Genomic DNA, 23948 nt, shown 5'->3' on the forward strand with positions numbered 1-23948 from the left:
TGGGTGAAGTCAGCAACTCCACTACGCCGGAGGTCTTCTTCATGATCAATCAATCATGGCCACGTGTCATCAAGATCATGGCCAAGTACACCTAGTGGCGGGCATCCCGGCCGAGGACCTGCTGCGCGAGCTGGCGCCGCGGGTCCTCGGCGCGCTCGTGCGCCGCTACGGCCACTTCGACCTGGCCGAGGACGCCGTCCAGGAGGCCCTCATCGCGGCCGCGCAACAGTGGCCGCGGGAGGGGAAGCCGGACAACCCGCGCGCCTGGCTGATCACCGTCGCCTCGCGGCGGCTGACCGACCTGTTGCGCAGCGAGCGGGCCAGGCAGCGGCGCGAGGACGAGGTCGCCACCCGGGCGCTGCCCGAGGACTGGCAGTCCCCCGCGGCCGACCGGCGGCCCGCCGACGGCGACGACACGCTGATCCTGCTGTTCCTGTGCTGCCACCCGGCTCTCGCGCCGAACCTCCAGGTCGCGCTCACCCTGCGCACGGTCGGCGGCCTGACCACACGGGAGATCGCCCGCGCGTTCTTCGTCCCGGAGCCGGTGATGGGCCGGCGCATCACCCGCGCCAAGCAGCGCGTCAAGGCCAGCGGCCTGCCCTTCCGGCTGCCCGCCGAGGCCGAGCGCGGCGAACGGCTGGCCGCGGTCCTGCGCGTGCTCTACCTGATCTTCACCGAGGGGTACGCGAGCACGTCGGGGCCGAACCTGGTCAGAGCCGACCTGGTGGCAGAGGCCATCCGGCTGGCCAGGATCGTGCACCGGCTGCTGCCCGGCGACGGCGAGGTGGCCGGGCTGCTGGCGCTGATGCTGCTGACCGACGCCAGGACGCCCGCGCGCGACGGGCCCGGCGGCGAACTGGTGCCGCTGGCCGAGCAGGACCGGACGCTGTGGCGCAGGGACTTCATCGAGGAGGGGGTGGCGCTGGTCAGCGGGGCGCTGCCCAAGGGGCCGGCGGGGCCGTACCAGGTGCAGGCGGCGATCGCCGCGCTCCACGACGAGGCGCCGAGCGAGCGCGAGACCGACTGGCCGCAGATCGCCGCCCTGTACGGGGTGCTGATGGAGCTGTCCGGCAACCCGATGGCCGCGCTCAACCACGCCGTCGCCGTCGCCATGTGCCGGGGCCCGCGCGCGGGTCTCGACCTGCTGGAGGAGCTGGGCGCCGATCCGCGCGTCTCGGGCCATCATCGGCTGCACGCCGTACGGGCGCATCTGCTGGAGATGGCGGGCGAGCGCGAGGCCGCGCGGGCCGGTTACGAGCTCGCCGCCGCCCGCACCACCAGCCTTCAGGAACGGCGTTACCTGTACGGCAGGGCCGCCCGCCTGACCGGCTAACCCCAGTGATCGGGCCGGATCAGCGCGCCGGACAGCGTGGTCGCGGCGTCACCGGCGGCGGCGTTGACCTGGAACTGGGTCAGGAACAGGCTGCCGGCCAACCGCGCGCCCCTGACGTCGGCGCCCCGCAGGTCCGCGCCGATGAGGTCGGCCTGGCGCAGGTCGGCGCCCCGCAGGTCGGCGCCGATGAGGTAGGCGCCGCGCAGGTCGGCCCCGCGCAGGTCGGCGCCTCTGAGCTTGGCGCCCATGAGGTCGGCGCCGCGGCGGTTCTTCCGCTTGCCCCCGCTCCCGGCGCGCACGAGCTCGCTGACGCGCAGCAGCAGCGTGTTGACCTCGCCGCGCACCTGTGTCACGTCCAGCTCCAGCAGGTGCTCCGGCCGCCGCCGGGTGAGGCCGTCGACGTGGTCGAGCGCCTTGCGCAGCTCCTCGTGCACCGGCTCGGCGGCGGGGTGGCCGAGCGACTCGGCGAGGTACCACAGCAGCTCGTGGAGCTGGCGCATCACCGGGAAGACGGCGAACATCTGGCCGGCCGACTCCTGCCGCCAGTCGACCCCGCCAAAGGTGACCTGCGCGACCTTCTGCCCGGCGCCGAAGCAGTCGTAGACCGTGCAGCCGGTGAAGCCCTTCTGCCGCAGCCGCGCGTGGATGCCGCAGCCGAAATCCCCGCCCAGGTTCGGGCAGGGCCGGCCGGCCTCCTTGTCGATGGCGAAGTCCGCCGAGCGGGCGAACGGCAGGGCCACGCAGCACAGGCCGAAACAGTTGGCGCAGTCGGCGCGCAGAGAGTCGTCGAGCATGATGCCACGAGGATATCGCGCGGGTTCAGCGGGCGCGGGACTCCAGATAGCGGCGTTCCGGCAGGCTGAGGGTGCGCCGGGCGGCGAGCCGGTACTCCTCCCGGGCCGCCTCGTGCTCGCCGGCCAGGTCGAGCAGATGGGCGCGGACGGCGTGCAGGCGGTGGTGTCCCGACAGCTCCGCCTCCACCTCGGCCAGGCGCTCAAGCCCGGCGCGCGGGCCGTGGACCATGGCCAGCGCCACGATCCGGTTGAGCGTCACCATCGGGCCCGGGGCCAGCGTGGCCAGCAGGTCGTACAGGGTGAGGATCTGCGGCCAGTCGGTCGCCCCCGTGCTGGGCGCCTCGTCGTGGAGCGCGGCGATGGCCGCCTGCACCTGGTAGGGGCCGATCGGGGCGCCGGTCAGGGCCTCGGTGACCAGCGCCACGCCCTCCGCGATGTGGTCGGCGCGCCAGAGCGTACGGTCCTGCTCGGCCAGCGGGATCAGCTCGCCGTCCCGGCCGTCGCGGGCGGGACGGCGGGCGTCGGTCAGCAGCATGAGCGCCAGCAGCCCGGCCACCTCGGTGTCCGCGGGCAGCAGCGCGCGCAGCTGCCTGGTCAGCCGGATCGCCTCGCCGGACAGCTCCACCCGCTGCAGGTGCTCGCCTGAGCTGGCCGTGTGGCCCTCGTTGAAGATCAGGTAGAGGACGTGGCGTACCGCGGCGAGGCGCTCGCCGTACTCGCCTTCCGGCGGCAGGACGAACGCGGCGCCCTTGATGCGCTGCTTGGCGCGGCTGATGCGCTGGGCCACCGTGCTCTCGGGCACCAGCAGCGCGCGCCCGATCTCCGCGGTGGTCAGGCCGCCGACCGCGCGCAGCGTCAGCGCGACCTGCGAGGTCGTGGTGAGCGCGGGGTGGCAGCACAACATGAGCAACGTCAGCGCGTCGTCCGCCGAGGGCGCCTGCGGCGGTTCCGGCGGCTCCAGCGCCGCCGCGTTCTCCTCCCGCCGCCGCCGCGCCGACTCCGAGCGCAGCACCTCGATCCGCCGCCGCGAGGCGACCGTGATCAGCCAGCCCTTGGGGTGGTCGGGCAACCCCTCTTCCGGCCACTGGACGGCCGCCGCCAGCAGCGCCTCCTGGACCGCGTCCTCGCAGGCGTCGAAGTCGCCGTAGCGCCGCACGACCGCGCCCAGAACCTGGGGCGCCAGCTCGCGCAGCAGCTCGTTCACAGGAAGTCGCTCAGCTCGATGACCGGGCGGACCTCGATGCGCATGACCTGCGCCTCCGGCACCCGTGCCGCCGCCTCGATCGCCCGTTCCTCGCTCTCGCACTCGATCAGGTAGATCCCGGCCAGGTACTCCTTGACCTCGGCGAACGGCCCGTCGCTGACGACGACCTCGCCCTGGCTGACCGTCACCGTCTTGGCCGCCGACGGCTGGGCGAGCGCGGCGTTGGCGATCAGTTCACCGGAGGCGGCCAGGTCGCCGGTGAGCTTGGCGTAGGCGTCCAGTCCTACCGAGCGCTGCTCCACCGGGAGCGTGTCCCACACCTGGCGGGTCTCGGGGTTGCTGTAGATCAGGATCAGATACTTCACCCTGCCGAGCGTAGTCTCGCTGGCGCTACTCACCGGTCAGGCGGAGACTGGACCGGTGATGACCGCACGCAGCGAGCCACTCTCGACGTCGCGGCCGGAACGGCGCACCGCCCTGGACGCCCTGCGGGCCATGGTCGTCGTCGGGCTGGTGTTCTTCCACTCCTCCCTCGTCTTCGACGAAGGCAGCGACTTCTACGTCAAGAACGCCGACACCACCAGCGTCACAATGATCTTCGCGGGGCTGGCGGTCGTGTGGGCGATGCCGCTGCTCTTCCTCATCGCCGGCGTGGGGTCGTGGCACTCGCTGGCCAAGCGGGGGCCGGGCGGGTTCGCGCGGGAGCGGCTGCAGCGGCTGGGCGTCCCGCTGGTCTTCGCCATGGTCACGCTGCTGCCGATCCCCCAGTGGCTGCGGTTACGCTCGCACCCTGGCTACCACGAGTCGTATTGGCAGTTCCTCCCCGACTTCTTCACGATCCACCTGGAGTGGGGCAGGTTCCCCTTCGTGCTGCAGGGCCGCTACTTCGAGACCGGGCACCTGTGGTTCGTCCTGCTGCTGCTGACGTTCGCGCTGCTGCTGGCGCCTCTGGTCCGCTGGGTGCCGGCCGCGCGGGCGCGCGCCGCCTGCGAGCGGATGGCCGCGCTGACCGGCCGGCGCGGGACCATCCTGCTGCCCGCCCTGCTGCTGGGTGCCGCCTGCGCGCTGCTCGGCATCGAGCAGGAGTACGGCGGCTGGCACCACTGGACGTACCTGCTCTTCTTCGCCTGCGGGTTCGTGATCGCCGCCGACGGCCGCTTCCGCGAGGCGATGCGGCGCGACGCCAGACTCGCGCTGACCGCGGGCGTCGTCTTCTTCGTCGCGGGCTCACCCGCGTTCATCGTCGCGGGTGACGAGATGTTCTCGGCCATGACGCCGTTCGCGATGGGCGCCAGAGTCCTGTACGGCGCGGCGGGCTGGTCCTGCGTCGTCGCCATCATGGGCCTGCTCGACCGCCCCCGCGCCCCTTCTCCGCAGGCAGGAGGCGGCAGCCGGTTCTACGCCTACCTGGCGCCCGCCGTACTGCCGCTGTACGTGCTCCACCAGCCGATCGTGGTCGTCGTCGCGTTCTTCGTGGTGTCGTGGCACCTGCCGCTGGCGGTGAAGCTGGCCGTGGTGGTGCTGGCCTCGCTGGCGATCATCTTCACCGTGTACGACGTGGTCGTCCGCCGTACCAAGCTCACCCGGTTCCTGTTCGGCATGCGCGTCTAGCCACGAGCTCTATGATCAGGTTCGTCCTGATCGCTGACCTGCGGAGTAGTTGTCGATCTCATGCGCCGTGCCATGGTCGTTCTGGGTGGCGTCGCCCTCGCCGTCGGCGCGCTCGCCCTCTTCTACCGGGGCCCTGGACAGCCGTTCGTCCGCGGTTACGTGAGCGACGTCGGCGCCACCATGCTGGTCTACGCGTTCCTGGGGCTGCTGTGGCGCACCACCGCCGCACGCCGCGCCCTGGCCACGGCCGCGATCGCCGCCGCGGTCGAGGTCTACCAGGTGGTCGGCCTGATCCCGCCGGGCGTCGGCGGTGTCCTGGTGGGCGCGTTCCCCGACCCCTGGGACCTGGTCGCCTATGCCGTCGGGGTGGTCATGGCCCTGGCCTGGGAACGCCGGTCGGTCCGATCCGGCGATCAGACCGGCTGACTCTACCCCCGCTACGGGCGTGAGCGTCTCGGCTGGGGAGCCTTCGCCCCCGTGAAGCGCTGACGGCGAGCGCGCCCCACCCTGTCGGCCTCGCCGTCCGCACGCCCGTCACGGGTCGCCGCTCCCGGGGGATTGACTCATCCTGCCCATCATCCTACGTTATTACGAAATATCGGAATATTGGAGGAACAGATGGAAGATCGCCTGGCGGCGCTGGAACGCCGGGTCGACCGCCTGGAACGTCAGGCCGAGCGCCCTCCCGCCAACCCCCCGCAGGCGCCCCACGGCGCCTCCGCCCTGAACCTCGCCCAGCACTTCCGCGAACGCGCCACCGAGAACGGCACCTCGGGCACCGTGGCCTACCAGGGGGCCGTCCACCTCGACGATCTGGAGTACGCGTGGGCCGGGCAGCACGAGGTCGACGACCTCATGGCGGCCGACTGGGCGCACGCCGCCGCCGTGCTGGAGGCGATGGGCAGCCCGCACCGGCTGGCCCTTCTCGGCAGCCTCGCCGGCGGCACGCGTACCTCCGCCGAGTTGCAGGAGACGCTCGGCGGGGAGACCTCCACCGGGCAGCTGTACCACCACCTGCGCGAGCTGCAGAGAGCCGGGCTGATCACCCAGCGGAAGCGAGGGGCGTACGAGGTGTATCCGCAGGCCGTCATCCCCCTGCTGGCGATCCTGGCCGCCGCGGTCGATCTCAGCGCGGGCGACCCGGCCGCGGGCATGTCCCCCGACCTCGGGCCGGGCGATCCCGGCACGGTCACGACCGGGCCGGAGCAGCCATGACGCCGCTCCGGCCGGGAACGGCCCCCGCCCGTACCGCATGGAGGGCCGGCGACATCGACCGGGCAGCGCGGCTCGCCGCCGCGGCCGGGGACGAGCGGTTACCGCTCCTGGCCGATCTCGTGCGCGGCCGGCTGACGGAGGCACTGAGCCGCTACGACCGCCTGGGCCGCCCGCCCCGCGCGCTGGACCTGCCGATCGCCGACGCCTGGCTGCACCTCGACCAGCCCGGCCAGGCATGTGCGCACCTGCGCCGCAGACACCGCCGCATCCCGCCGAACCTGGCCTTACGCCGCGATCACCCGATGACGGTGAAGGCCGCGGGACCGGTCGAGCTGCCGTTCGCCGACCACCCGCTGACCCCGTACCTGCCGGCCGTCGAGGCCACGCTCAACGGCCGCCGCACGCTCCTTCACCTCGACACCGGCGGCACGTTCCTGGTGATGGGCTCCGAACGGGCGGCCGCGGCGGGCGTCGAATCGGTGCCGAGCGGGCGTCGCTTCCACGGCGTCACCTCCGGGCCCGCCCGCGCGGGCATCGCCGGCGAGCTGAACCTGGGCGGGACCGTGCTCACCAACGTGCCCGTGGACATCCTGCCGACGCTCACCGGCCCGCAGGACCTCGTGATCATGGGCACGTGCCTGCTGCGGCGGTTCCTGGCCACCATCGACACCCCGGCGGCCCGGCTGCTGCTGGCCCCGCGCGGATCGGCCGCCCCGCCCGGCGGCACGCGGATGCCGTTCCATCTGTGGGGCGATCACTTCATGTTCGCCGCAGGCGGCTACGGCGAGCTCGACCTGACCTTCTTCGTCGACTCCGGGCTGGTCCAGCTCCTGGAGGACGGCGGCACGCAGCGTCAGGCCGCCGTCTTCGCCACCAGGAGCCAGTACCGGTCCTGGGGCGTCGCGCCCGGCGAGCTGTCCGGCACCCACCTCAGGGCCACGCGCCCGCTGCGGCTCGGCTCGCTGGAGCAGGACGGGCACCTGCTGTCGATCGCGCCGGGCCGGCGGCTGCCCTGGTCGCAGCTGGGCGGGGTGAGGGTGGACGGCCTGCTCTCGCAGGCGTTCCTCGCCCGGTACGCCTGGACGCTCGACTTCGACCGCCACGAGTACACCTTCAGACCGGGATCACCGCCCTGAGCGGATCCATCCTGGTACGGACCCCGCCCCGCCGGCCGCGGTCACCGGCCGGAGGCGAGGAGCCCTTCCACCTCGTCGGCGGCCGCCGTCGCGCCGCCGGCGGCGGTCAGTTCGCCGCGCATCCAGTCGAGGCGTTCGCGGATTCGTTCGTCGACCGCGACCCGTTCCACCGCCGTCCACAGCGCGGTGGCGTCGATCTGGGCGGGCTGGAGTGAGGTGCCCAGTCCGAGTTCGGCGATGCGGTCGGCGTTGGCCCGCTGTTCGGCCATCTGCGGCACCGCCACCATCGGCACCCGGCTGTGCAGGCTCTCCATCGTGCTGCCCATGCCCGCGTGGGTGACGAAGACGCGCGCGTGCTCCAGCACCGCCAGTTGCGGCACGTGCTCGCGCACGTCGACGTTGGGCGGGATCGGGCCGAGCTGGGCCGGGTCCGCCCCGCCCACGGACAGCACCACCTGCCACGGGCGACCCCTGGCCGAGTCCAGCACCATGCGGTAGAAATCGGGCCGGTCGTTGTAGGCGGTGCCGAGGGACACCAGCACCACGGGCAGGTCGCCCGACGGGCGCCACCCGCCCTGATAGGCCCGTCCGGTCAGCGCCGGGCCCACGAAGGCGTAGCCGTCGCCGAAGGTGGCGCCCGCGTACTGGAAGGCACGCGGCAGCATGACCAGCCGCACCCCCGCCTCGCCACCCTCCATGAAGCTCCGCACGTCGGCGAACCCCTCCCTGCGCAGGAAGCCGGCGATCGGCACGACGGCGAACAGGAAGCGCAGGCTCCGGGGATTGAACGTCGTGTACTTCTCGGCCATCGACCAGTGCTCGTTGCCGACCAGGTTGGGCCAGACCTCCGCGGAGGGAACCTGCCAGCGCCTGGCCATGATCCGCCCCCACCAGCCGAGCGGCCCGTCGTGGACCACCAGATCGGGACGTTCGTCCTGCGGCAGCTGCGCCAGCGTCGCCTTGGTCTCCTCGAACAGCATGCGCATGGCCCGGATCAACTCCTTGCCGTGCATCTGCGGCGCCCGCGCGCCGTCGAGCGACTCCCACAGTGAGGTGACCGGCACCACCTCGGCGCCGGTCTCGGCCACGCGCCCGGCGAACGCGGCCGTGGTGGCGAAGGTGAGGCGATGACCTCGCCGAACGAGCTCCGCGGCGAGGCCGAGCATGGGGTTGACGTGCCCCGCGGCAGAAGGGGCGAAGAACGCGATGGTCGCCATACCGCTGTATTATAATACGTAGGTATGAGAATGGAGCGCCGTGCCGAAATGGGTTGACCACGACGAACGGCGGCGCCACATCGCCGAGGCGGTGCTGAGCATCGCGGGCCGCGACGGGCTGGACCGGGCCACCCTGCGCGACGTGGCGCACCAGGCCCGCATCTCGCTCGGATCGGTGCAGCACTACTTCCACACCAAGGACGACATGCTCCGCTACGTGGTCGGCTACCTGGGTGAGCAGGTCACCGCGCGGATCGTGGCCGGGACGGATTTCGGGGCGGAAGACCGTCCGGTCCTGGCGTTCCTGCGCTCGCTGGCCGCGGAGATCCTTCCCCTGGACGCCCGGCGCACGTCTGAACGCCGGACCGGCCAGGCGCTGGCCGCACGGGCGCCCGGCGCTCCGGAGCTGGTCGAGGTCCTGCGCGAGAACAGCGCCTGGCTCCACGCCCGGGTGGCCGAGCTGATCACACGCGCGCAGCTGGACGGCCAGACCCCTGCCCACCTCGACGCCGAGCAGGAGTCGATCGTGCTGCTCGCCCTGCTCGAAGGGCTGGCCGCCGACATCCTGCACGGCGTACGCGAGCCCGGACAGGCGCTGGCGAGCGCCCACTACCACCTGGACCGTCTGTTCACGACGGGATGAGGGGCCGGGGTCAGAACTGCCAGGTGTCGTCGCGCAGCAGCACCACGTTTCGGCCGGGTGCCAGGCCGGTGACGGTGACGTCCGGGCCGCCGACCATGAAGTCGACGTGCACGCGGGAGGTGTTCACGCCGGCCTCGTCCAGTCGCTCGGGGACATCCGTGCGCAGGTGGGCCGGTACGCCGGGAGGCAGCCCCGCGCCCCAGGCCAGGTGGCAGGTGGCGTTCTCGTCCAGGAGGGTCTCCATGTACGTGAGGCCGCTTTCGCCCACGCGCGAGGAGCGGTCGACCAGGGCCAGTTCGCCCAGGCGGGCCGCCCCCGCGTCGGTGGCCTGGTGGGTGCGGACGACGTCGGCTCCGGCACGGGCCTTGACCTCGGTCACGACGCCGCCGGCGAAGGTCAGTTCGAGGTCGTGGATGACGGTGCCGTCCAGGGACAGCGGCCGGGTCGCGCGGACGGTGCCGTCGACGCGCCGGTAGTCGGGGGTGGTGAACACCTCCTCGGTCGGCAGGTTGGCCTGGAACGGGCGGCCTTCGACGTCCTGCAGACGGGCGGCGGTCCAGTGGGCGCCGGGGAGCAGGCCGATGGTCAGGTCGGTGCCGGGGCCCTCGAAGCGCACGGCGTCCAGGCGCATCTCGGTGAGTTGGGCGGCGCGGTCGAGCAGGTCGTCGATACGCTGCCGCCAGGCGGCGCGCGGGTCGGGCTCGTCGAGGCGCAGGATGCGGCGCAGGTGCCGCCACAGCCGGTCCTGGTCGGGTTCTCCGAAGACGGTGCGGGCCCACTCGGGAGTAGGGCAGGGGATGATCGTCCAGCGGACCAGGTTGTTGAGCTGGAGTCGCTGGCGGGAGGTCAGGGACGGCATGCGGTCCAGCCCCGTGCGTACCGGATCGAGCCCTGCCAGGAGGTCGGGCGCGGCTTCGCCGCGGAGGTTGACCAGGACGCCGCCGTGCCGTTCGAGGTCGTCGTTGCGGGCGTCGAGCCATGAGGGGACCTCGGCCAGCGTCGCGGGGTCCGCGTGCCGGATGCGCGAGCCCTTGGCGTGCGGGTCGAAGTACCAGATGTCGACGTAGCGGGCGCCCCTGGCGTAGGCGGCCTCGACCAGCGCGCGGGCGAGCGGGGCATGCTCGATCTCGGCGTTGATCAGCACCCTGTCGCCGGCCAGCAGGGGCACGGCCACGTCGAACACGACGTCGGCGTAGCGGGACAGGTCAGCGGCGGGAAGCGTCACGAGATGCTCCTTGGTGTTCGTCGTGGCGGAGAAGAGGCAGGAACAGCAACGCGCCCGCGGCGGACACGGCGCCGGCGAGGACGAAGCCGCCGCTCAGGCCGAAGTGGCCGGCGAGGGCGCCGAGGGTCAGGGCCGCGCTGAGGAACCCGATGTCGAAGAAGGCCGTCGTGGTGGCCACGGCGGATCCACGTTCGCCGGCCGGCACGCCGTACACCGCCATCCTGAGGAAGGCGGGCAGCCCCAGCCCCTGCCCGGCGCCCGTCAGCGCGATCGCGCACCAGGTTCCGGCAGGCGAGGGCCAGGCGGCGAGCAGGAGTGATCCCGCCCCGGTCAGCAGGAGGGAGGCGACGGCCAGGCGAGCTGGAGGGGCCGTGGCGAGCAGGCGCTGCCCGGCCAGCCGTACGGCCAGGAGAACGATCCCGTAGGCGAGGAAGTACAGGCCGCCGGAGCCCGCCCCGAGCGCGGCCAGGTGCAGAGGCAGGAAGGCGCTGACGACGGTGTAGCCCCAGACGGAGGCCAGGTAGCCGAAGCCGGCTCGCAGCGCGGACCTGGGGCGGCGGGACGGAACCTGCCGGTCGCCGGGGTCGGGGCCGGGTGGACTCGTGGCCTTCGGCACGGTGGCGCCGACGATCGCCGGCACCAGCGCCGAGACCGCGGCCGCGATCCAGACGGCGGTGAACCCGGCGGCGGCGAACAGCGTCTCGGCGACGGCCGGCCCCAGGAGCAGACCGGCGTTGACCGCGACGGAGAAGTGGTTGATCGCGGCGCCGGGGCGCCGATGGTCGCTGGCCAGGGCGGCGAGACCGACGTAGACCAGCGCTTCACCGACGCCGGCGACGCCGCGCAGGAGGAGAAAGAGCGGCAGATCCCGAGCCGTCAGCAGGGCCAGGGACGAGCCGGACAGTAACAGCGCGCCCGCGCACACGGCCGCCCGGCGTCCCGACCGATCGGCCACCCACCCGGCCGGCGGGCGGGCGAGCAACCCGGCCGCCGCGGTGACGGCCAGCGAGACGCCCACCCAGCCCGTCTGCGCGTCCAACGGGCCGGCGACATAGCGGGGCACCGCCGGGATGAGCAGCCCGATCGACAGGAACGCACCAGCCGTGCCGAGGAGAAGGCGACCGGTCATCGCTCATCACGGAGCTCGAGCAGGAGCGCCGTCATGCTGACTTTGACGCCTTCCCGCGGCGGGCCGGCGTTGTCGTGCACGAGTGCCACGGCCTGGTCGATCAGTCCGACGACCTCCTCCCAGACGGGCCTGGCCAGCCACACCTCGGCATCGGTGGAGACGCGCTGGCGATCGGTCTCGGCCAGGCGCCTGCCCAGGTCGGCACTCATCGCCTGGTGAAGGAGCTGGCGCCCCTCCGATCGATCGATGCGGTCGCCGCTGGACACGTCGTACCGGTAGCGCCGCCGCGGGCGTCCCCTTCCGGCCGCGGGCCGCTCATCCGTCTGTCGCAGGAAGCCCGCCTTGGCCAGCTGCCGCAGGTGGTAGCTGGCCGAGGCGTGCGCGATGCCGAGCTCGTCGGCGACCTCGGTGGCCGACATCGACGTGCCCGTCAGCAGCGACACGATGCGGATACGCAACGGGTTGGCCAGCGCGCGCAGCGGCACCAGGCCGTCCCGCTTTTCCAAAGACATGTTGGGATTATGACTTACCCAACAACTGTTTGGAAAGTGGGCAGGCCTTCGACGTGATCAGCAGGCGACCGGATCGTCGGCCAGGATGGACCGGCCCGCTGTTCGCCCGCCCGCAGGCGACACCGGAAGAGATCGGGAACGTCATGCCGGCGGTCTTCATCGGCATGGAGGAGACCCAGGTTGGCGCCGGCCTCGGGGTGCGAGGATCAGCGTGATGACGTTTCCGCCGCGCCGGCCGGCGAGCGAGAGTATTCGCCTCGGGTCACCGCCGCGAAAGGCGGGACCCCGGCATCACGTCAGGACGGTTCGAACCGGACGGACCTGAATGTCGACAGGCCGCCGTCGTAGGTTTCGTTCGGGATGAGCGCATGGTGCAGGTGGTCTTCGTTGCAGGTGAACGTCGTGTAAAGAAGGGCCTTGAAATTGGTCTTGTTGTGCGCGAAGGTGGCATCCGCTTGGAGGTCGTAGCATCCCTCCTTCGGGTCCTGGATCGTGGTCCAGGAAGAGTCGGAGACGGCGCGGTAATGAAAAGCCGAGCTCATATGAATCACCTCTCATGATGCCGCGTAATGGGCCGGCGATACGGTCGCGGCTATGTGCGCGTTGACCGTGCAGGAAATCTGACATGCCTGCGCACCCTCAAGTACCCTCCTGGATCGCCCACACCCTGAGATTGAAGCAATCGTTGCCGAAAGCGATCACCACCTTGGGCCATCCGCGTCTCTCGCAGGTCAGAGCGAAGACCCTGTCAGGCACGGCGGATGCGGGCGACGTTTCGACCGCTCGCGCAAGAGCCCGCCGGCGAAGGCTCCGGCTTGCGGAGGATCTTCCCGCTCTTCGGCCGGGCGTTCGCGCGCTCACCGCGACCGCGGAACCGGACGTGGGCGCGCAACCCGCTCGGCCACCGGTCCGACCAGGACCCGAAGAACGGCGCCCCACGGCGGTGCGGCGGTGGGGTGTCGCTGGACGTGTCAGGTCCTTTCTCCGTGCGGCGCTTCAGCCGCAGCAGCTACCGCCCTCGGCCGACACCGTGGCGGTGGCGAGAGGGAGCGGGGTGGCGAGCAGGCCGCCGCTGATGCCGGTGGCCAGGCCGACGCGCTGTTCCTGGGCTTCGGCGAGGCTGGAGGAGCAGACGCCGGTTTCGGGCAGGTCGAGCTGGACGTCGCGGGCGGCTTCCCAGTCGCCGGCCAGCGCGGCGGCGATGGAGCGGGCCTGTTCGTAGCCGGTGGCCATGAGGAAGGTGGGGGCGCGGCCGTAGGACTTGACGCCGATGGCGTAGTAGCCGGGTTCGGGGTGGGCCAGTTCGTCGACACCGTGGGCGGGGACGGTGCCGCAGGAGTGGGCGTTGGGGTCGATGAGCGGGGCCAGGGCGCGGGTGGAGCCGAGGATCGGGTCGAGGTCGAGCCGGAGTTCGCCGGCGATGGTGTGGTCGGGGCGGTAGCCGGTGGCGGCCACGACGCGGTCCGCGGTGATCCGCCGCTCGTGGCCTGCGGGGTCGCGGCTGATGACCGTGTTGCCGTCCACGGTGTGGGTGAAGAAGCCGGTGACGAGGTGGATGCGGCCGGAGTCGACGTGCGCGCGCAGGCGGGTGCCGAGGGCGCCGCGGGCGGGGAGGGCGTCGGCCTCGCCGCCGCCGTAGGTGCGGGCGGCGGCGCCGGCGCGGATGGCCCAGGTGATGCGGGTGTCGTCCGGCAGCTGGGCGAGGGCGAGCAGGGTGGTGGCGGCTGAGTGGCCGGCGCCGATGACCAGGATGCGCTTGCCTTCGTAGTGGTCGCGCTCGGCGCCGAGGACGTCGGGCAGGGCGTGGTCGATCAGTCCGGCCGTGATGGCCTGCTGTTCGCCGTGGGCGGGCAGGCCGCTGGCGCCGAGCATGTTGGGGGTTTCGTAGGTGCCGGAGGCGTCGATGATCGCGCGGGCCTGGAGTTCTTCGCCGCCTTCGAGGCGGATGAGGAAGGGCGCGTCCTGGCGGCCGTTGGTGCGGACCCGGTCGTAGCCTGCGCGGCTGATGGCCTCGACCTTGGCGCCGAGCCGTACGTGCCGGCCGAGGAGCTTGGCCAGCGGGGCGAGGTAGTCGGCGATGAGTTCGGCGCCGGTGGGCAACCATTCGTCGTCGGGGGCGCTCCAGCCGTCGGCCTGGAGGAGGCGGCGGGCGGCGGCGTCGATGTTGTACTTCCATGGGCTGAAGACCCGCACGTGTCCCCAGCGGGCGACGGAGGCGGCGGCTTGCTCGCCCGCCTCCAGTACCAGGAAGGGCTGGCCGTGTTCGGTCAGGTGGGCGGCGGCGGCCAGGCCGACCGGGCCGGCGCCGATCACTACGACGGGCAGGCCTGTCGTGTCGGGGTTGTGCGCGATCTGCTCGTGTTCGAGGGCGGTGGTGGTGCCGCAGCAGTTGGTGCTCATGGAAGGCTCTCCTCAGGGTTGGAACGGTGTCGGGCAGGGGTTGGAGTGCCGGCCGCACCCTTGTTTAGAAGTTTGTCGAAGCAGTGCTCATAGTGCGCCCCTGTTTAGAGAGATGTCAAATTAGCTGGAACAGGCGAGTCGCCGGGCCGCCCGCCGGATCGTTCCGGGGGCCTGCGGAGCGACGGGGCACCATGGCGGCGAGCACACGGCGGGCGCCGGATCCGCCTGGGGGCAGAACGGCAGTGCGCACCCCTCGTGGGTGGCCGCCGGCAGGTTGTCGCAATGCGGTGGCGCGCATCTGTCGGCCGCCGGCCGGCCGCAGAAGGGTGGCGGGCAGGGCTCCGGGTCTGCCGCCGACTGGCCGCAGGTCGGAGGCATGCAGGGGGCGGGGACGCTGGATGCCTCCCACGGCAGGGCGTGGGCCACACCCCCTCCGGCGAGCAGGCAGAAGAGGATCGCCCCGGCGGTGACGACGAGGCGGTAGGCGGTGCGCATGAAAGCTGTCCCTTCGTGGATCCGGACACTCGGACGGGCCCGGCGCGTGGTCAGCCTAGGAACCGCGCGCCGGGCCGTTCGAGGACTTTCACGCAGGCGTGAAACACCGTCCGCTACCGGTCGAAGACGATCAGCTGGCGCAGGGTGGTGCCGTCGGCCAGGTGGTCCATCGCCTCGTTGATGGACGCCAGGCCGATTCTGGCCGACACCAGCTTCTCCACCGGCAGCCTGCCCTCGCGCCACATCCGGGCGAACACCGGGATGTCGCGGGCGGGCAGGGCCGAGCCCAGGTAGCTGCCGACGATGCTGCGTCCCTCGGCCACCAGGGCGAGCGGGGAGATGGCGGCGCGGGCGCCGGGGGCGGGCAGGCCCACGCTGACGGTGCGGCCACCGGGGGCGGTCGCGGTCACCGCGGTCTCGAACGCCCGGACGCTGCCCGCCGCCTCCACCACGACTTCGGCCCTGGCCGGCAGGTCGGCCGGGCCGTACACCTCGTGCGCGCCGAGCTCGCGGGCGGCGGCGAGCTTGGCCGGGTTGGCGTCCACGCCGATGACCTTGACGTCGTCGAGGGCCAGCGCGGTGAGCAGGGCCGCCATGCCGACGCCGCCCAGCCCGACGACCGTGACGGTCTGCCCGGGGCGCGGCCGGCCGGCGTTGAGGACCGCGCCGCCGCCGGTCAGGACGGCGCAGCCGAGCAGGGCGGCCACCTCGGGCGGTACGTCGTCGCCGACCGGGACGACCGAGCGGTGGTCGACCACCGTGTGCGTGGCGAACGCGGACACCCCGAGATGGTGCAGCACCGGCGTCCCGTCCCTGTGCTGGCGTACCGCGCCGCTCAGCAGGGTGCCGCCGTTGTTGGCGGCGCTGCCCGGGACGCAGGGCGTGATGCCGTCGGTGGCGCAGCCGTCGCAGCCGCCGCACCTGGGCAGGAACGTCATGACGACGCGCTGCCCGGGAGCGAGGCCGGGGACGCCGGGGCCCGTCCGCTCCACCACGCCCGCCGCCTCGTGGCCGAGGAGCATGGGCAGCGGCCGTACCCGGTTGCCGTCGACCACCGACAGGTCCGAGTGGCACACGCCCGCGGCCTCGATCCTCACGAGCAGTTCGCCCGGCCCCGGCGGATCAAGCTCAAGATCACAAACCGACAAGGGCCGAGATTCGGCGTACGGCCGCGCCCGGCCGATCTCTTCCAGGACAGCTCCGCGAATCCGCATCAGATCGCCCTTCGTGTCGAGAGATTGGCCAGCAGCACCCCGCAGCCGCCCAGGACGAGCCCGGCGACCGCGAGCGGGGACAGCGGCTGCCCGGCGAGCGACCAGGCCAGCACCGCGGTGACCGCGGGGGTCAGGAAGAACAGGGTGCTCACCCGGCTGGCCGGCGCGCGCAGCAGCATCCGGTTGAGGAGGATGAACGCCGCGATGGAGTTGACCAGCGCCATCCAGCCCACCGACAGCCCGAAGGCGGTCCAGTCGGACACCGCGATCGGCCCGGTCGCCACCCACGCCAGCCCGGCGACGGGCGCGCTGACGAGCAGCTGGACGGCGGTGCCGCTCAGCGCGTCCATGCGGGGCACGTACCGCTGCTGGTAGAGGGTGCCCGCGCTGAGCCCGGCCAGGCCGAGCAGGCACAGCGCCACCCCGGAGGCGGACAGGCTGACGCGGTCGGCGACCGCCAGCACCACCCCGGCCAGGCCGAGCCCGAACCCGAGCCACTGCCCGGCGCCGATCCGCTCCCCCAGGAAGCGCGCGGCCAGCACGATGACCACCGGGTTCAGCCCCTGCACCAGGGAGACGACCGCGGCCGGCAGGCCGGTGCCGAGCGCGCTGAAGAAGGCGCCGAACTGCACGGCCTGGATCAGCAGCCCGGCGACGGCCACGTGTGCCAGGGCCCGTCCACGCGGCCAGGGCACCCGCCGGATCAGCGCGTACGCGCCCAGCAACAACCCGGCGACGGCGAACCGGGCGAACATCAGCAGCAGGGGCGGCGCCGCCTTCACCCCGGGGATGCCGGCGATGAACGCGCTGCTCCACAGCACGACGAACACGGCGGGCGCCGGCGACCACCCGGAAGGCCACCGGACCCGCCGTGCGGGCGCGGCCTCCCGCACGGGGGCAGAGGTCATCGCAGCAGTCCTTCCACGAAGCACGGAAGCGGTTCTCAGGAGGCGCGCAGCGAGGAGCGGCGCAGGTCCCACAGCTCCTGGTCGGAGGTGCACACGCCGACGGCCCCGTGCTTCAGCGCCGCCACCACGTCGTCCGCGCTCTGCACGAACCCCGCGGCCAGGCACGGCACCCCGACCTCCCTGATCTGCCGCTCGACGTGCCGCAGCACCATGGCCGGCATGACCTGCACCAGGTCGGGCTGCGAACGGGTGATGGACTGCAGGCTGCGCCGCAGGTTCGACCGGTCGGTCACGAACACCTTCTGCATGGTCAGCAGCCCCATCCCGGTGGCCCGCTCGATCATCGCCTGCCGGGTGGAGCAGATCCCGACCGCCCCGATCCCCTGCAGGTACGCCAGCGCCCCCGGGTCGTGCCCCAGCCCCGGCGTCGAGTCGATGTTGACGAACCCGATCTTCTGGGCCTCCACGGTCAGCCCGACCGTCGCCGCCAGGTCGCCGAGCGGGATCGAGGCCAGGATGCCGAGCGGCGTGGCGGTGGAGGAGGTGAACCGCTCGGCCATCTCCACACCGACCAGCGACGCCATGACGGGATGCTCGGCCAGGGCGGCGAGCAGGCGCCGGTCCATGGGGCGCTTGTGGCGGGAGTTCACCGCATCCACCTTAGTGCGCCGGGTTTTCGAAGGGTCCGGGCAGGCCCAGCTTGCCGGGGTTCATGATGCCGCGCGGGTCGAGCGCCCGCTTGACCGCGACCAGGGTGGCGTGGCCCTCGCCCAGCGCGTCCCGCATGTACGGCGAGCGCAGCAGGCCGACGCCGTGGTGGTGGCTGATCGCCGCACCGTGCTTGATGAGCACCTCGGCGGCGGCGTCCCAGGCGGCCCGGTACCAGGCCCGCCGCCGGTCGCGTTCGACGTCGCCGCGCAGCGAGAAGTACAGGCAGGCGCCGTCGGTGTAGGCGTGCGACTGGTGCGCGGAGGCGCGCAGCGTGCCGGGCACGGCCTCGATGGCGGCCACGACCTCGTCGTACAGGGTGGGCAGCGCGGCCCACGGCCCGGCGATCTCGCAGGTGTCGGAGACAAACCCGGGTCCTCTGGCGAAGCCGTCGGCGGCCTTGCCGACGATCATCCGCTCGTCCAGCCAGCGGGCGAGGATCGCGTCGCCGTCCAGGGTGACCGACGCGCGTTCCGCGCAGACCTCCTCTGCCACGGCCATGACGGCGTCGACCAGCAGCGGGTCGCCCTCGTCCGCGATCAGCAGGAGGTTGGTTTCCGGATGGCCGAAATGGGTGCCGCTCTCGTGCGCGTCGTACAGGCGCAGCGCTGCCGGGGTGGCGCCGCGCTGCAGGATCTCCCGGCACGCGTCGAGCCCGGCGGCGAAGGTGTCGAATCCGTAGGCGATGCCCGCGGCGTAGTCCGGCAACCGGTGGGTGCGCAGGCGCAGCCGGGTGATGACGCCCAGCGTGCCCTCCGAGCCGATGAACAACTGCCGCAGGTCGGGCCCGACCGCGGCGCGCGGATAGGTGCCGTAGCTGGCTGTGGTGCCGTCGGGCAGGACCACGTCCAGGCCCACCACCATGTCCTCGATCTTGCCGTACCGGGTGGAGAGCTGGCCCGCGCCGCGGCAGGCGGCCCAGCCGCCGACGGTGGAGATGGCGAACGCCGACGGCCAGTGCCCGGTGGTGGCGCCGTGGGTCTCCTGCAGTTCCTTCTCGAACAGGTCGCCGAACATGCCCGCCTGCACCTCGACGATCATGGATTCCGCGTCGAAGGACAGGATGCGGTTGAGCCGGCACACGTCCAGCACCACACCGCCGAACACGGGCAGCGCGGCGCCCAGGACGTTGCTGCGGCCGGCCGAGACGGTCAGCGGGATGCGGTGCTCGTGGCAGATCCTGACCACGGCGGCCACCTGCTCCTCCGCGTCCACCTCGACCACGACCGCCTCGGGGGTGGCCGGGCGGCCGTCGGTCTCGCCGATGGAGGTGCCCGCCCACCAGTCGCGGGTGCGCAGGATCACCTCGTCCCTGTCCGTGTGCACGGCCGCGCCGACCGCCCGCAGCTCCGCCACCACGCTCCCGGGAACCGGCACCACCCGGTCCTGCAGGCTGGCCGGACCCGTCCCCGGCGGGCAGTCGGCGGCCCAGCGCGGCGGGGTGGGCGCGCCGACCACGTAGTCGCCCCGGTTGAACGGGTGGGTGACGGTCTGCCTGCTGATCATGAAAGTCCCTCCATCAGTACGCTCTTCTCGCGGTCCACGCCGCGCACGTAGTCCTCGACCTGACTGGCCACCTCGTCGTCGGACAGGCCCAGTTCGCGCTGGAGCAGCCGGCCCACCTCGGGCGCCGCCTTGACCGACAGGTCGCGGGCGAAGATCCGCATCCGGGTGCGCCGCGACAGCACGTCGTCCACGTTCCTGGCCAGCTCGTACCTGGCCGCGTAGACCACCTCGGCGCGCAGGTACGCGCTGCCCTCGATGAGCGGTCCGGCCAGCGACGGGTCCTCGGCGATCAGGTCGGCGACGAAGCGCGCCTCGGTGCCGTACCGCTCGCCCAGGTGGGCGCCGAGCCCGCCGGTCGCGGTCGTGGCCTCGGCGTCGTAGCCGGCGCCGCCGAGCAGCGGCAGCTTGGCGGTACGGCAGCGCGCCTGGCGGCCGAGAACCTTCAGCGCCCGGTCGACCACCAGTTCGCCCATGTGCCTGCTGGTGGTCAGCTTGCCGCCGGTGACCGTGACCAGGCCGAAGGAGTCGGTGGTGATCTGGTGGTCGCGGCTCATGTCGAGCGTGGCGCCCTCCTTGGAGCCGACCAGCGGGCGCAGCCCGGCGATGGAGCCGACCACGTCGTCCGGGGTGAGCTCGGCGTCGAAGGCGGTGTTGGCGCCGTCGAGCAGGTACCGCATCTCCTCGCGGGTGCACAGCACCTCGTCGGGCGAGCCGTCGTAGTCGGTGTCGGTGGTGCCGACCACGACCACGTCGCCCCAGCGGGTGCAGGTGGCGCGGCGGGCCCGGCCGGGCACCGGTACGGTCACGGTGCCGTCGATCGGCAGCCGGGTCCACGGCACCACGATGTGCACGCCCTTGGCCGGACGCACCCGCGCCCGGTGCGCCGGGTCGGACAGGGCGTCCAGGGTGTCGGACCACACGCCGGTGGCGTTGACGACCACCCCGGCGCGCACCTCGACCGCGCGGCCGTCCACCTCGACGCGGGCGCCGCGCACCCGGCCGCCCTCTTTGACCAGCTCGCGGCAGGTGGCGCCGTTCAGCACGGTGGCGCCGAAGTGGGCGGCGGTCCTGGCGATGGTCAGGGTCAGGCGGGCGTCGTCGGTGCGGCTGTCGTAGTAGAGCAGCCCGCCCTTGAGCCGGTCGGCGCGCAGCCTCGGGGCCCTTGCCAGCACCTCGGCCACGCTGAGCCGCTGGTGCAGCCGGCCGATGCGCCAGCCGCCCGCCAGGTCGTAGGTCCACAGCAGGCCTTCGAAGGCCTTGGCGACGCGCGCGTCGAACACGCCGTCCTGGGTGAGGATCGGCAGCACGAACGGCAGCCGCCTGACCAGGTGCGGCGCGTTGCGGCGGAAGCGCTGGCGCTCCAGCAGCGAGCGGCGTACCAGCGGCAGGTTGCCCTGCTCGATGTAGCGCAGGCCGCCGTGCACCATCTTGGAGGACTTGGAGGAGGTGCCCGAGGCGAAGTCGTCGCGTTCCACCAACGCCACGCTCAGCCCGCGGGTGACGGCGTCCAGCGCGGCGTAGCAGCCGGTGATGCCGCCGCCGACGACGAGCACGTCCACCGGCGTGGCGGCCAGCCGCTCGATCTGCGCCTGGCGGTCCAGCCGCAGCGGGGTGCGCCGGATGGCGCTCCTGGTCTCCGATCGGGGCTTGCGTCCTGGAAGCCGGATCACGAGGGGGACTCCTCCTGTACGTACGAGATGTGCCGGGTGAGCAGGTCGCGCCAGCCGGCGCGGGCCTCCTCGCGGGCGGCGTCGGGCAGCGTGGGCTCGAAGACGGGGACGTCGCCGAGCCCGGCGAGTGCGGCGGGCAGGTCGGGCCAGAGCTGGGCACGCACGCCGCCGAGGTAGGCGGCGCCGCGCAGGCTGGCCGTCTCGTTGGCGCGGGCGCGGCGCACCGGCCGCCCGATGAGGTCGGCCTGGCCGGCCATCAGCACGTCGCTGCTGGCCAGCCCGCCGCCGCAGAACAGATCGGTCACCGGCTCGCCCAGCGCCCGCTCCACCCCGTCGAGCAGGTCGCACACCGAGTGCGCGATGCCCTCCAGGACGCCGCGGGCCAGTTCGGCCCTGGTCGTGGACAGGCTCAGCCCGGTCAGCGCGCCGGTGGCCTCGGGCGACCAGACCGGGGTACGCAGGCCGGCCAGCGCGGGCAGGAAACGTACCCGGCTGGGCCCGGGATGCTCGCGGGCGAGCGCGGCCAGCTGGGCGGGCGAGTCGAACAGCCCAATCTCCTCGCACAGCCAGCGCACCGCGGAACCGGTCGTCGCGGCGTAACCCTCCAGGCTGAACACCGCGGAGCCGCGCGAGCGCCAGCCGACGAGCGTCAGCACCCCCGGCACCGTCCGGCGGTGCGCGGGCGGCCGGTCACCGGCGACGGCGTCCAGGAACGTTCCCGTGCCGTGCACGCACATGGCCTGGCCCGGCCGGTGCGCGCCGAGCGCGATCATCGCCGCGTGCTGGTCGCCCATCACCGACAGCACCGGCAGTCGCACGCCGAGCACCGACGGTTCGGTGTGGCCGTAGTCGCCGTCCTCGTCGAGGATCCGGGGCAGGACCTCGCGCGGGCAGCCGAGGAAGCCGGCCCATGGCTCGTACCAGCCGCCGGTCCGCAGGTCGTAGGCGCCGGCGGCGACCGCGTTGGTGGCGGACATGACGTGCCGGGCGCCGCCGGTGAGCCGCCATACCAGCCAGGTGTCGATCGACCCGAACGCCACGCGGCCCGCGTCGTGCGCCCGGCGGACGGCCGGGTCGTCGCGGATGACCTCGGCGGCCCACAGCAGCGGGGCGCGCGAGCCGACCGGCCTGCCGGTGTGCTCGATCAGGCGGGCGTCCCAGGCGGGTTCCCACTCGCGCAGCCGGGCGGCGTAACGGCGGTCCTGCCAGACCACGGCGGGGGTGAGCGGCTCGCCGGTGACGGTGTCCCACAGCAGCACGGTGGCGCGCTGGGTGGCGATCGACACGCCGGTGACCTCCACTCCGTGGGCCCGCGCCCAGTCCAGGGCCTCCAGGCAGACCTCGGCGGTCTTCTCCCAGATCTCCATGGCGTCCTGCTCGACCCACAGGTGGTCGGGGGAATGGACGGAGATGGGCCGGTACGCGGGCGGGGCGGCGCTGCCGTCGTCCAGGACGACGGCGGCACGGGTGCCCGTGGTGCCCTCGTCGACGCTGAGGACGCCGCGCCGGGTTCCGCCGGTCATCGGCCCCCGCCTCCGGTCGGCAACGCGATCGCCTCCTCTTCCAGGTTGATCTGCACCCGGGTGGGGTCCCACTTGATCAGCAGGCAGGTGATCAGGCCGGCCAGCGGCACCACCGACAGCACCATGAGGCTGGCGCCCACCCCGATGCCCGCCTGCAGCTGCGGGAACAGGTACAGGCCCGCGACCGAGCCGAAGCTGCCCAGCATTCCGGTCACGCCGGTGCCCAGGGTGCGGACGTCGCTGCGGTAGGACAGCGCGGCGATCGACTTGCCGTTCGGGCCCGGCCCGGCGGAGTGGAAGAAGATGAACAGCGCGGGAAGCACCGCTGCCAGCGCGATCGGCAGTTCCTTGAACGTCGCGCCCATCACCAGCAGGACCGCGAACACCACCGCGTAGCCGGTCATCGAGCTGACCCGCAGGCCGAGGCGGCGGCCCGCGTAGGCCGACAGGCAGCCGCCGACGATGCCGACCGCGTTGAACGCCATCGACCCGATCGTGGCCTTCTCGAACTCCCTGCCGAACAGCTCCAGGCTGATCACCGGCAGGTACCAGCCGACCGCGAAGTACTGCATGGCCTGGGTGAGGGAGATGACCGTGGACAGCACCGTGCGCGGCAGATACGGCTTGCGGAACAGCACGCCGGCGTCGCGCATCCCCACCTGCCGCGCCTGCGGGGCCGTACTCCCGGCCTGCGGAGCGTCTTCTTGTACGGCGAAGCCGTACATGTGCCGCAAGGCCGCGGCGGACTCGCGCAGCCGGCCCTTGGCGGCCAGCCACGTCGGACTCTCCACCAGGAACGTCAGCTGCAGGATCAGCAGCGCCAGGGCGAAGGCGGCCGAGGAGGCCACCGACCAGCGCCAGATGTCCGCGCCCACGTCGAAACGGTAGAACACCAGCGTGAGCAGCAGGTTCGTGGTGGTGGCGGTGTACCAGACGCCTTGCCAGAAGTTGAGCCTGCCCTTGAGCGAGGCCGGCGTGTACTCGGCCAGCAGCGCCATGGCCACCGCGAAGTCGATGCCGTAGGCGATGCCGACCAGCGCGCGTCCGGCGAAGACGGTCTGGAAGTCGGAGCCGGTGGCGGTCAGCAGCGCGCCGAGCCCGAACACCACCTTGGTCATGAGCAGCGGCTTGACCCTGCCGATGCGCGCGGCCAGCCAGCCGCCGAACGGGTTGGACACGATGGCGACGGCCGGCGCCATGGCGGTGAGCAGGCCCACCTGGCCCGGCGAGAGGCCGAGCTGCTTGACCATGGGAGACAGGCCGGCGCCCAGGGCGGCGTTGGAGTAGGCGTCCAGGAACAGGCCCGCCAGGGCGAGGAACCAGATCCAGTTCGCCCTGCGGGGCAGGCTTTTCAGGGTGTCGATGACGTCGGCCGCGTCCGCTGCGTTGCGGATGCGTGTCATCGCGGTGTTCACGGGGGCGTCGCTCATGCCCAGCCGCCTTTCAGGGGGGTGGAGTCCCTTGCCAGCGGTCCGGAAATGACAAAAGCACAGACGAAGACCACT

General features: G+C 72.7%; 22 protein-coding genes. 6 read left to right on the plus strand and 16 right to left on the minus strand.

From position 1 onward, the window contains the following. Nucleotides 1-94: 94 nt before the first annotated feature. The gene (locus ACIBI5_RS50800) at nucleotides 95-1333 is read left to right on the plus strand and encodes an RNA polymerase sigma factor (protein WP_397258465.1); all 1239 of its coding nucleotides are present in this window, start codon (nucleotides 95-97) and stop codon (nucleotides 1331-1333) included. On the opposite strand, the gene ACIBI5_RS50805 is transcribed toward ACIBI5_RS50800, so the two are convergent. The 3 genes from ACIBI5_RS50805 to ACIBI5_RS50815 are packed head-to-tail and all read right to left on the minus strand — an operon-like array spanning nucleotide 1330 to nucleotide 3696. Next, nucleotides 1330-2127 (minus strand): pentapeptide repeat-containing protein, encoded by a 798-nt coding sequence (locus ACIBI5_RS50805; RefSeq protein ID WP_397258467.1) that lies wholly within the window; start codon nucleotides 2125-2127, stop codon nucleotides 1330-1332. The genes ACIBI5_RS50800 and ACIBI5_RS50805 overlap by 4 nt on opposite strands. A 25-nt stretch (nucleotides 2128-2152) precedes the next feature. Then, complete coding sequence (locus ACIBI5_RS50810) at nucleotides 2153-3331, minus strand: RNA polymerase sigma factor (protein WP_397258469.1); 1179 nt, start codon at nucleotides 3329-3331, stop codon at nucleotides 2153-2155. After that, the gene (locus ACIBI5_RS50815; RefSeq protein WP_397258471.1) at nucleotides 3328-3696 is read right to left on the minus strand and encodes a YciI family protein; all 369 of its coding nucleotides are present in this window, start codon (nucleotides 3694-3696) and stop codon (nucleotides 3328-3330) included. The genes ACIBI5_RS50810 and ACIBI5_RS50815 overlap by 4 nt, the downstream gene beginning before the upstream one ends. Nucleotides 3697-3754: 58 nt before the next feature. Between ACIBI5_RS50815 and ACIBI5_RS50820 the strand changes: the two genes are divergently transcribed. The 4 genes from ACIBI5_RS50820 to ACIBI5_RS50835 all read left to right on the plus strand — a co-directional run bounded on the left by ACIBI5_RS50820 (nucleotide 3755) and on the right by ACIBI5_RS50835 (nucleotide 7293). After that, complete coding sequence (locus ACIBI5_RS50820; RefSeq protein WP_397258473.1) at nucleotides 3755-4942, plus strand: acyltransferase family protein; 1188 nt, start codon at nucleotides 3755-3757, stop codon at nucleotides 4940-4942. Nucleotides 4943-5014: 72 nt separating this feature from the next. Then, nucleotides 5015-5368 (plus strand): DUF2809 domain-containing protein, encoded by a 354-nt coding sequence (locus tag ACIBI5_RS50825; protein ID WP_397258476.1) that lies wholly within the window; start codon nucleotides 5015-5017, stop codon nucleotides 5366-5368. A gap of 192 nt (nucleotides 5369-5560) precedes the next feature. Beyond that, nucleotides 5561-6157 carry an ArsR/SmtB family transcription factor gene (locus tag ACIBI5_RS50830; RefSeq protein WP_397258478.1) on the plus strand — a complete coding sequence of 199 codons (597 nt, stop codon included), beginning with the start codon at nucleotides 5561-5563 and terminating at the stop codon, nucleotides 6155-6157. After that, nucleotides 6154-7293, plus strand: a complete 1140-nt coding sequence (locus ACIBI5_RS50835; protein ID WP_397258480.1) for a retropepsin-like aspartic protease — start codon at nucleotides 6154-6156, stop codon at nucleotides 7291-7293. Before ACIBI5_RS50830 ends, ACIBI5_RS50835 begins: the two co-directional genes overlap by 4 nt. Before the next feature lie 41 nt (nucleotides 7294-7334). Here the strand turns inward: ACIBI5_RS50835 and ACIBI5_RS50840 are convergent, their stop codons facing one another. After that, nucleotides 7335-8510 carry a macrolide family glycosyltransferase gene (locus ACIBI5_RS50840; RefSeq protein ID WP_397258482.1) on the minus strand — a complete coding sequence of 392 codons (1176 nt, stop codon included), beginning with the start codon at nucleotides 8508-8510 and terminating at the stop codon, nucleotides 7335-7337. A 40-nt stretch (nucleotides 8511-8550) separates the two neighbouring features. On the opposite strand from ACIBI5_RS50840, the gene ACIBI5_RS50845 reads away from it, so the two are divergent. Then, nucleotides 8551-9153, plus strand: coding sequence for a TetR/AcrR family transcriptional regulator (locus tag ACIBI5_RS50845; RefSeq protein ID WP_397258484.1), 603 nt, complete (start codon nucleotides 8551-8553; stop codon nucleotides 9151-9153). A 10-nt stretch (nucleotides 9154-9163) separates the two neighbouring features. Here ACIBI5_RS50845 and ACIBI5_RS50850 read toward each other — a convergent pair whose 3' ends face one another. The 12 genes from ACIBI5_RS50850 to ACIBI5_RS50905 form a co-directional block, all read right to left on the minus strand. Next, nucleotides 9164-10378, minus strand: coding sequence for an aminopeptidase (locus ACIBI5_RS50850; RefSeq protein WP_397258486.1), 1215 nt, complete (start codon nucleotides 10376-10378; stop codon nucleotides 9164-9166). Then, nucleotides 10359-11507, minus strand: a complete 1149-nt coding sequence (locus ACIBI5_RS50855; protein WP_397258488.1) for an MFS transporter — start codon at nucleotides 11505-11507, stop codon at nucleotides 10359-10361. The genes ACIBI5_RS50850 and ACIBI5_RS50855 overlap by 20 nt, the downstream gene beginning before the upstream one ends. Further along, on the minus strand, nucleotides 11504-12019 hold the full coding sequence (locus ACIBI5_RS50860) for an ArsR/SmtB family transcription factor (RefSeq protein WP_397258490.1): 516 nt from the start codon (nucleotides 12017-12019) through the stop codon (nucleotides 11504-11506). The genes ACIBI5_RS50855 and ACIBI5_RS50860 overlap by 4 nt, the downstream gene beginning before the upstream one ends. 296 nt (nucleotides 12020-12315) lie before the next feature. Beyond that, nucleotides 12316-12561: a hypothetical protein gene (locus ACIBI5_RS50865; RefSeq protein ID WP_397258492.1), complete on the minus strand. Its 246-nt coding sequence runs from the start codon at nucleotides 12559-12561 to the stop codon at nucleotides 12316-12318. 454 nt (nucleotides 12562-13015) lie between these two features. Then, on the minus strand, nucleotides 13016-14419 hold the full coding sequence (locus ACIBI5_RS50870; protein WP_397258494.1) for an FAD-dependent oxidoreductase: 1404 nt from the start codon (nucleotides 14417-14419) through the stop codon (nucleotides 13016-13018). A 608-nt stretch (nucleotides 14420-15027) separates the two neighbouring features. Continuing rightward, a complete protein-coding gene (locus ACIBI5_RS50875) occupies nucleotides 15028-16128 on the minus strand; it encodes an alcohol dehydrogenase catalytic domain-containing protein (protein WP_397258496.1) in 1101 nt (366 codons plus the stop codon). Beyond that, nucleotides 16128-17036: a DMT family transporter gene (locus ACIBI5_RS50880; RefSeq protein WP_397258498.1), complete on the minus strand. Its 909-nt coding sequence runs from the start codon at nucleotides 17034-17036 to the stop codon at nucleotides 16128-16130. The genes ACIBI5_RS50875 and ACIBI5_RS50880 overlap by 1 nt, the downstream gene beginning before the upstream one ends. Before the next feature lie 35 nt (nucleotides 17037-17071). Then, nucleotides 17072-17686, minus strand: a complete 615-nt coding sequence (locus ACIBI5_RS50885) for a glycerol-3-phosphate responsive antiterminator (RefSeq protein ID WP_397258500.1) — start codon at nucleotides 17684-17686, stop codon at nucleotides 17072-17074. Between the two features lie 10 nt (nucleotides 17687-17696). After that, on the minus strand, nucleotides 17697-19250 hold the full coding sequence (locus tag ACIBI5_RS50890) for an FAD-binding oxidoreductase (RefSeq protein WP_397258502.1): 1554 nt from the start codon (nucleotides 19248-19250) through the stop codon (nucleotides 17697-17699). Further along, nucleotides 19247-20920 (minus strand): FAD-dependent oxidoreductase, encoded by a 1674-nt coding sequence (locus tag ACIBI5_RS50895; protein ID WP_397258504.1) that lies wholly within the window; start codon nucleotides 20918-20920, stop codon nucleotides 19247-19249. The genes ACIBI5_RS50890 and ACIBI5_RS50895 overlap by 4 nt, the downstream gene beginning before the upstream one ends. Next, a complete protein-coding gene (locus tag ACIBI5_RS50900; protein ID WP_397258506.1) occupies nucleotides 20917-22443 on the minus strand; it encodes an FGGY family carbohydrate kinase in 1527 nt (508 codons plus the stop codon). Before ACIBI5_RS50900 ends, ACIBI5_RS50895 begins: the two co-directional genes overlap by 4 nt. After that, nucleotides 22440-23873: an MFS transporter gene (locus tag ACIBI5_RS50905; protein ID WP_397258508.1), complete on the minus strand. Its 1434-nt coding sequence runs from the start codon at nucleotides 23871-23873 to the stop codon at nucleotides 22440-22442. The genes ACIBI5_RS50900 and ACIBI5_RS50905 overlap by 4 nt, the downstream gene beginning before the upstream one ends. Nucleotides 23874-23948 lie beyond the last annotated feature (75 nt).

Source organism: Nonomuraea sp. NPDC050540 (genome assembly GCF_044457485.1).
Taxonomy (GTDB): Bacteria; Actinomycetota; Actinomycetes; order Streptosporangiales; family Streptosporangiaceae; genus Nonomuraea.

Bases quoted from the DNA above. Each gene is read 5' to 3' on its own strand.
- ACIBI5_RS50805 (WP_397258467.1), bottom strand. From the start codon at position 2,127: ATGCTCGACGACTCTCTGCGCGCCGACTGCGCCAACTGTTTCGGCCTG.
- ACIBI5_RS50820 (WP_397258473.1), top strand. From the start codon at position 3,755: ATGACCGCACGCAGCGAGCCACTCTCGACGTCGCGGCCGGAACGGCGC.
- ACIBI5_RS50825 (WP_397258476.1), top strand. From the start codon at position 5,015: ATGGTCGTTCTGGGTGGCGTCGCCCTCGCCGTCGGCGCGCTCGCCCTC.
- ACIBI5_RS50830 (WP_397258478.1), top strand. From the start codon at position 5,561: ATGGAAGATCGCCTGGCGGCGCTGGAACGCCGGGTCGACCGCCTGGAA.
- ACIBI5_RS50835 (WP_397258480.1), top strand. From the start codon at position 6,154: ATGACGCCGCTCCGGCCGGGAACGGCCCCCGCCCGTACCGCATGGAGG.
- ACIBI5_RS50840 (WP_397258482.1), bottom strand. From the start codon at position 8,510: ATGGCGACCATCGCGTTCTTCGCCCCTTCTGCCGCGGGGCACGTCAAC.
- ACIBI5_RS50855 (WP_397258488.1), bottom strand. From the start codon at position 11,507: ATGACCGGTCGCCTTCTCCTCGGCACGGCTGGTGCGTTCCTGTCGATC.
- ACIBI5_RS50860 (WP_397258490.1), bottom strand. From the start codon at position 12,019: ATGTCTTTGGAAAAGCGGGACGGCCTGGTGCCGCTGCGCGCGCTGGCC.
- ACIBI5_RS50865 (WP_397258492.1), bottom strand. From the start codon at position 12,561: ATGAGCTCGGCTTTTCATTACCGCGCCGTCTCCGACTCTTCCTGGACC.
- ACIBI5_RS50870 (WP_397258494.1), bottom strand. From the start codon at position 14,419: ATGAGCACCAACTGCTGCGGCACCACCACCGCCCTCGAACACGAGCAG.
- ACIBI5_RS50875 (WP_397258496.1), bottom strand. From the start codon at position 16,128: ATGCGGATTCGCGGAGCTGTCCTGGAAGAGATCGGCCGGGCGCGGCCG.
- ACIBI5_RS50880 (WP_397258498.1), bottom strand. From the start codon at position 17,036: ATGACCTCTGCCCCCGTGCGGGAGGCCGCGCCCGCACGGCGGGTCCGG.
- ACIBI5_RS50890 (WP_397258502.1), bottom strand. From the start codon at position 19,250: ATGATCAGCAGGCAGACCGTCACCCACCCGTTCAACCGGGGCGACTAC.
- ACIBI5_RS50900 (WP_397258506.1), bottom strand. From the start codon at position 22,443: ATGACCGGCGGAACCCGGCGCGGCGTCCTCAGCGTCGACGAGGGCACC.
- ACIBI5_RS50905 (WP_397258508.1), bottom strand. From the start codon at position 23,873: ATGAGCGACGCCCCCGTGAACACCGCGATGACACGCATCCGCAACGCA.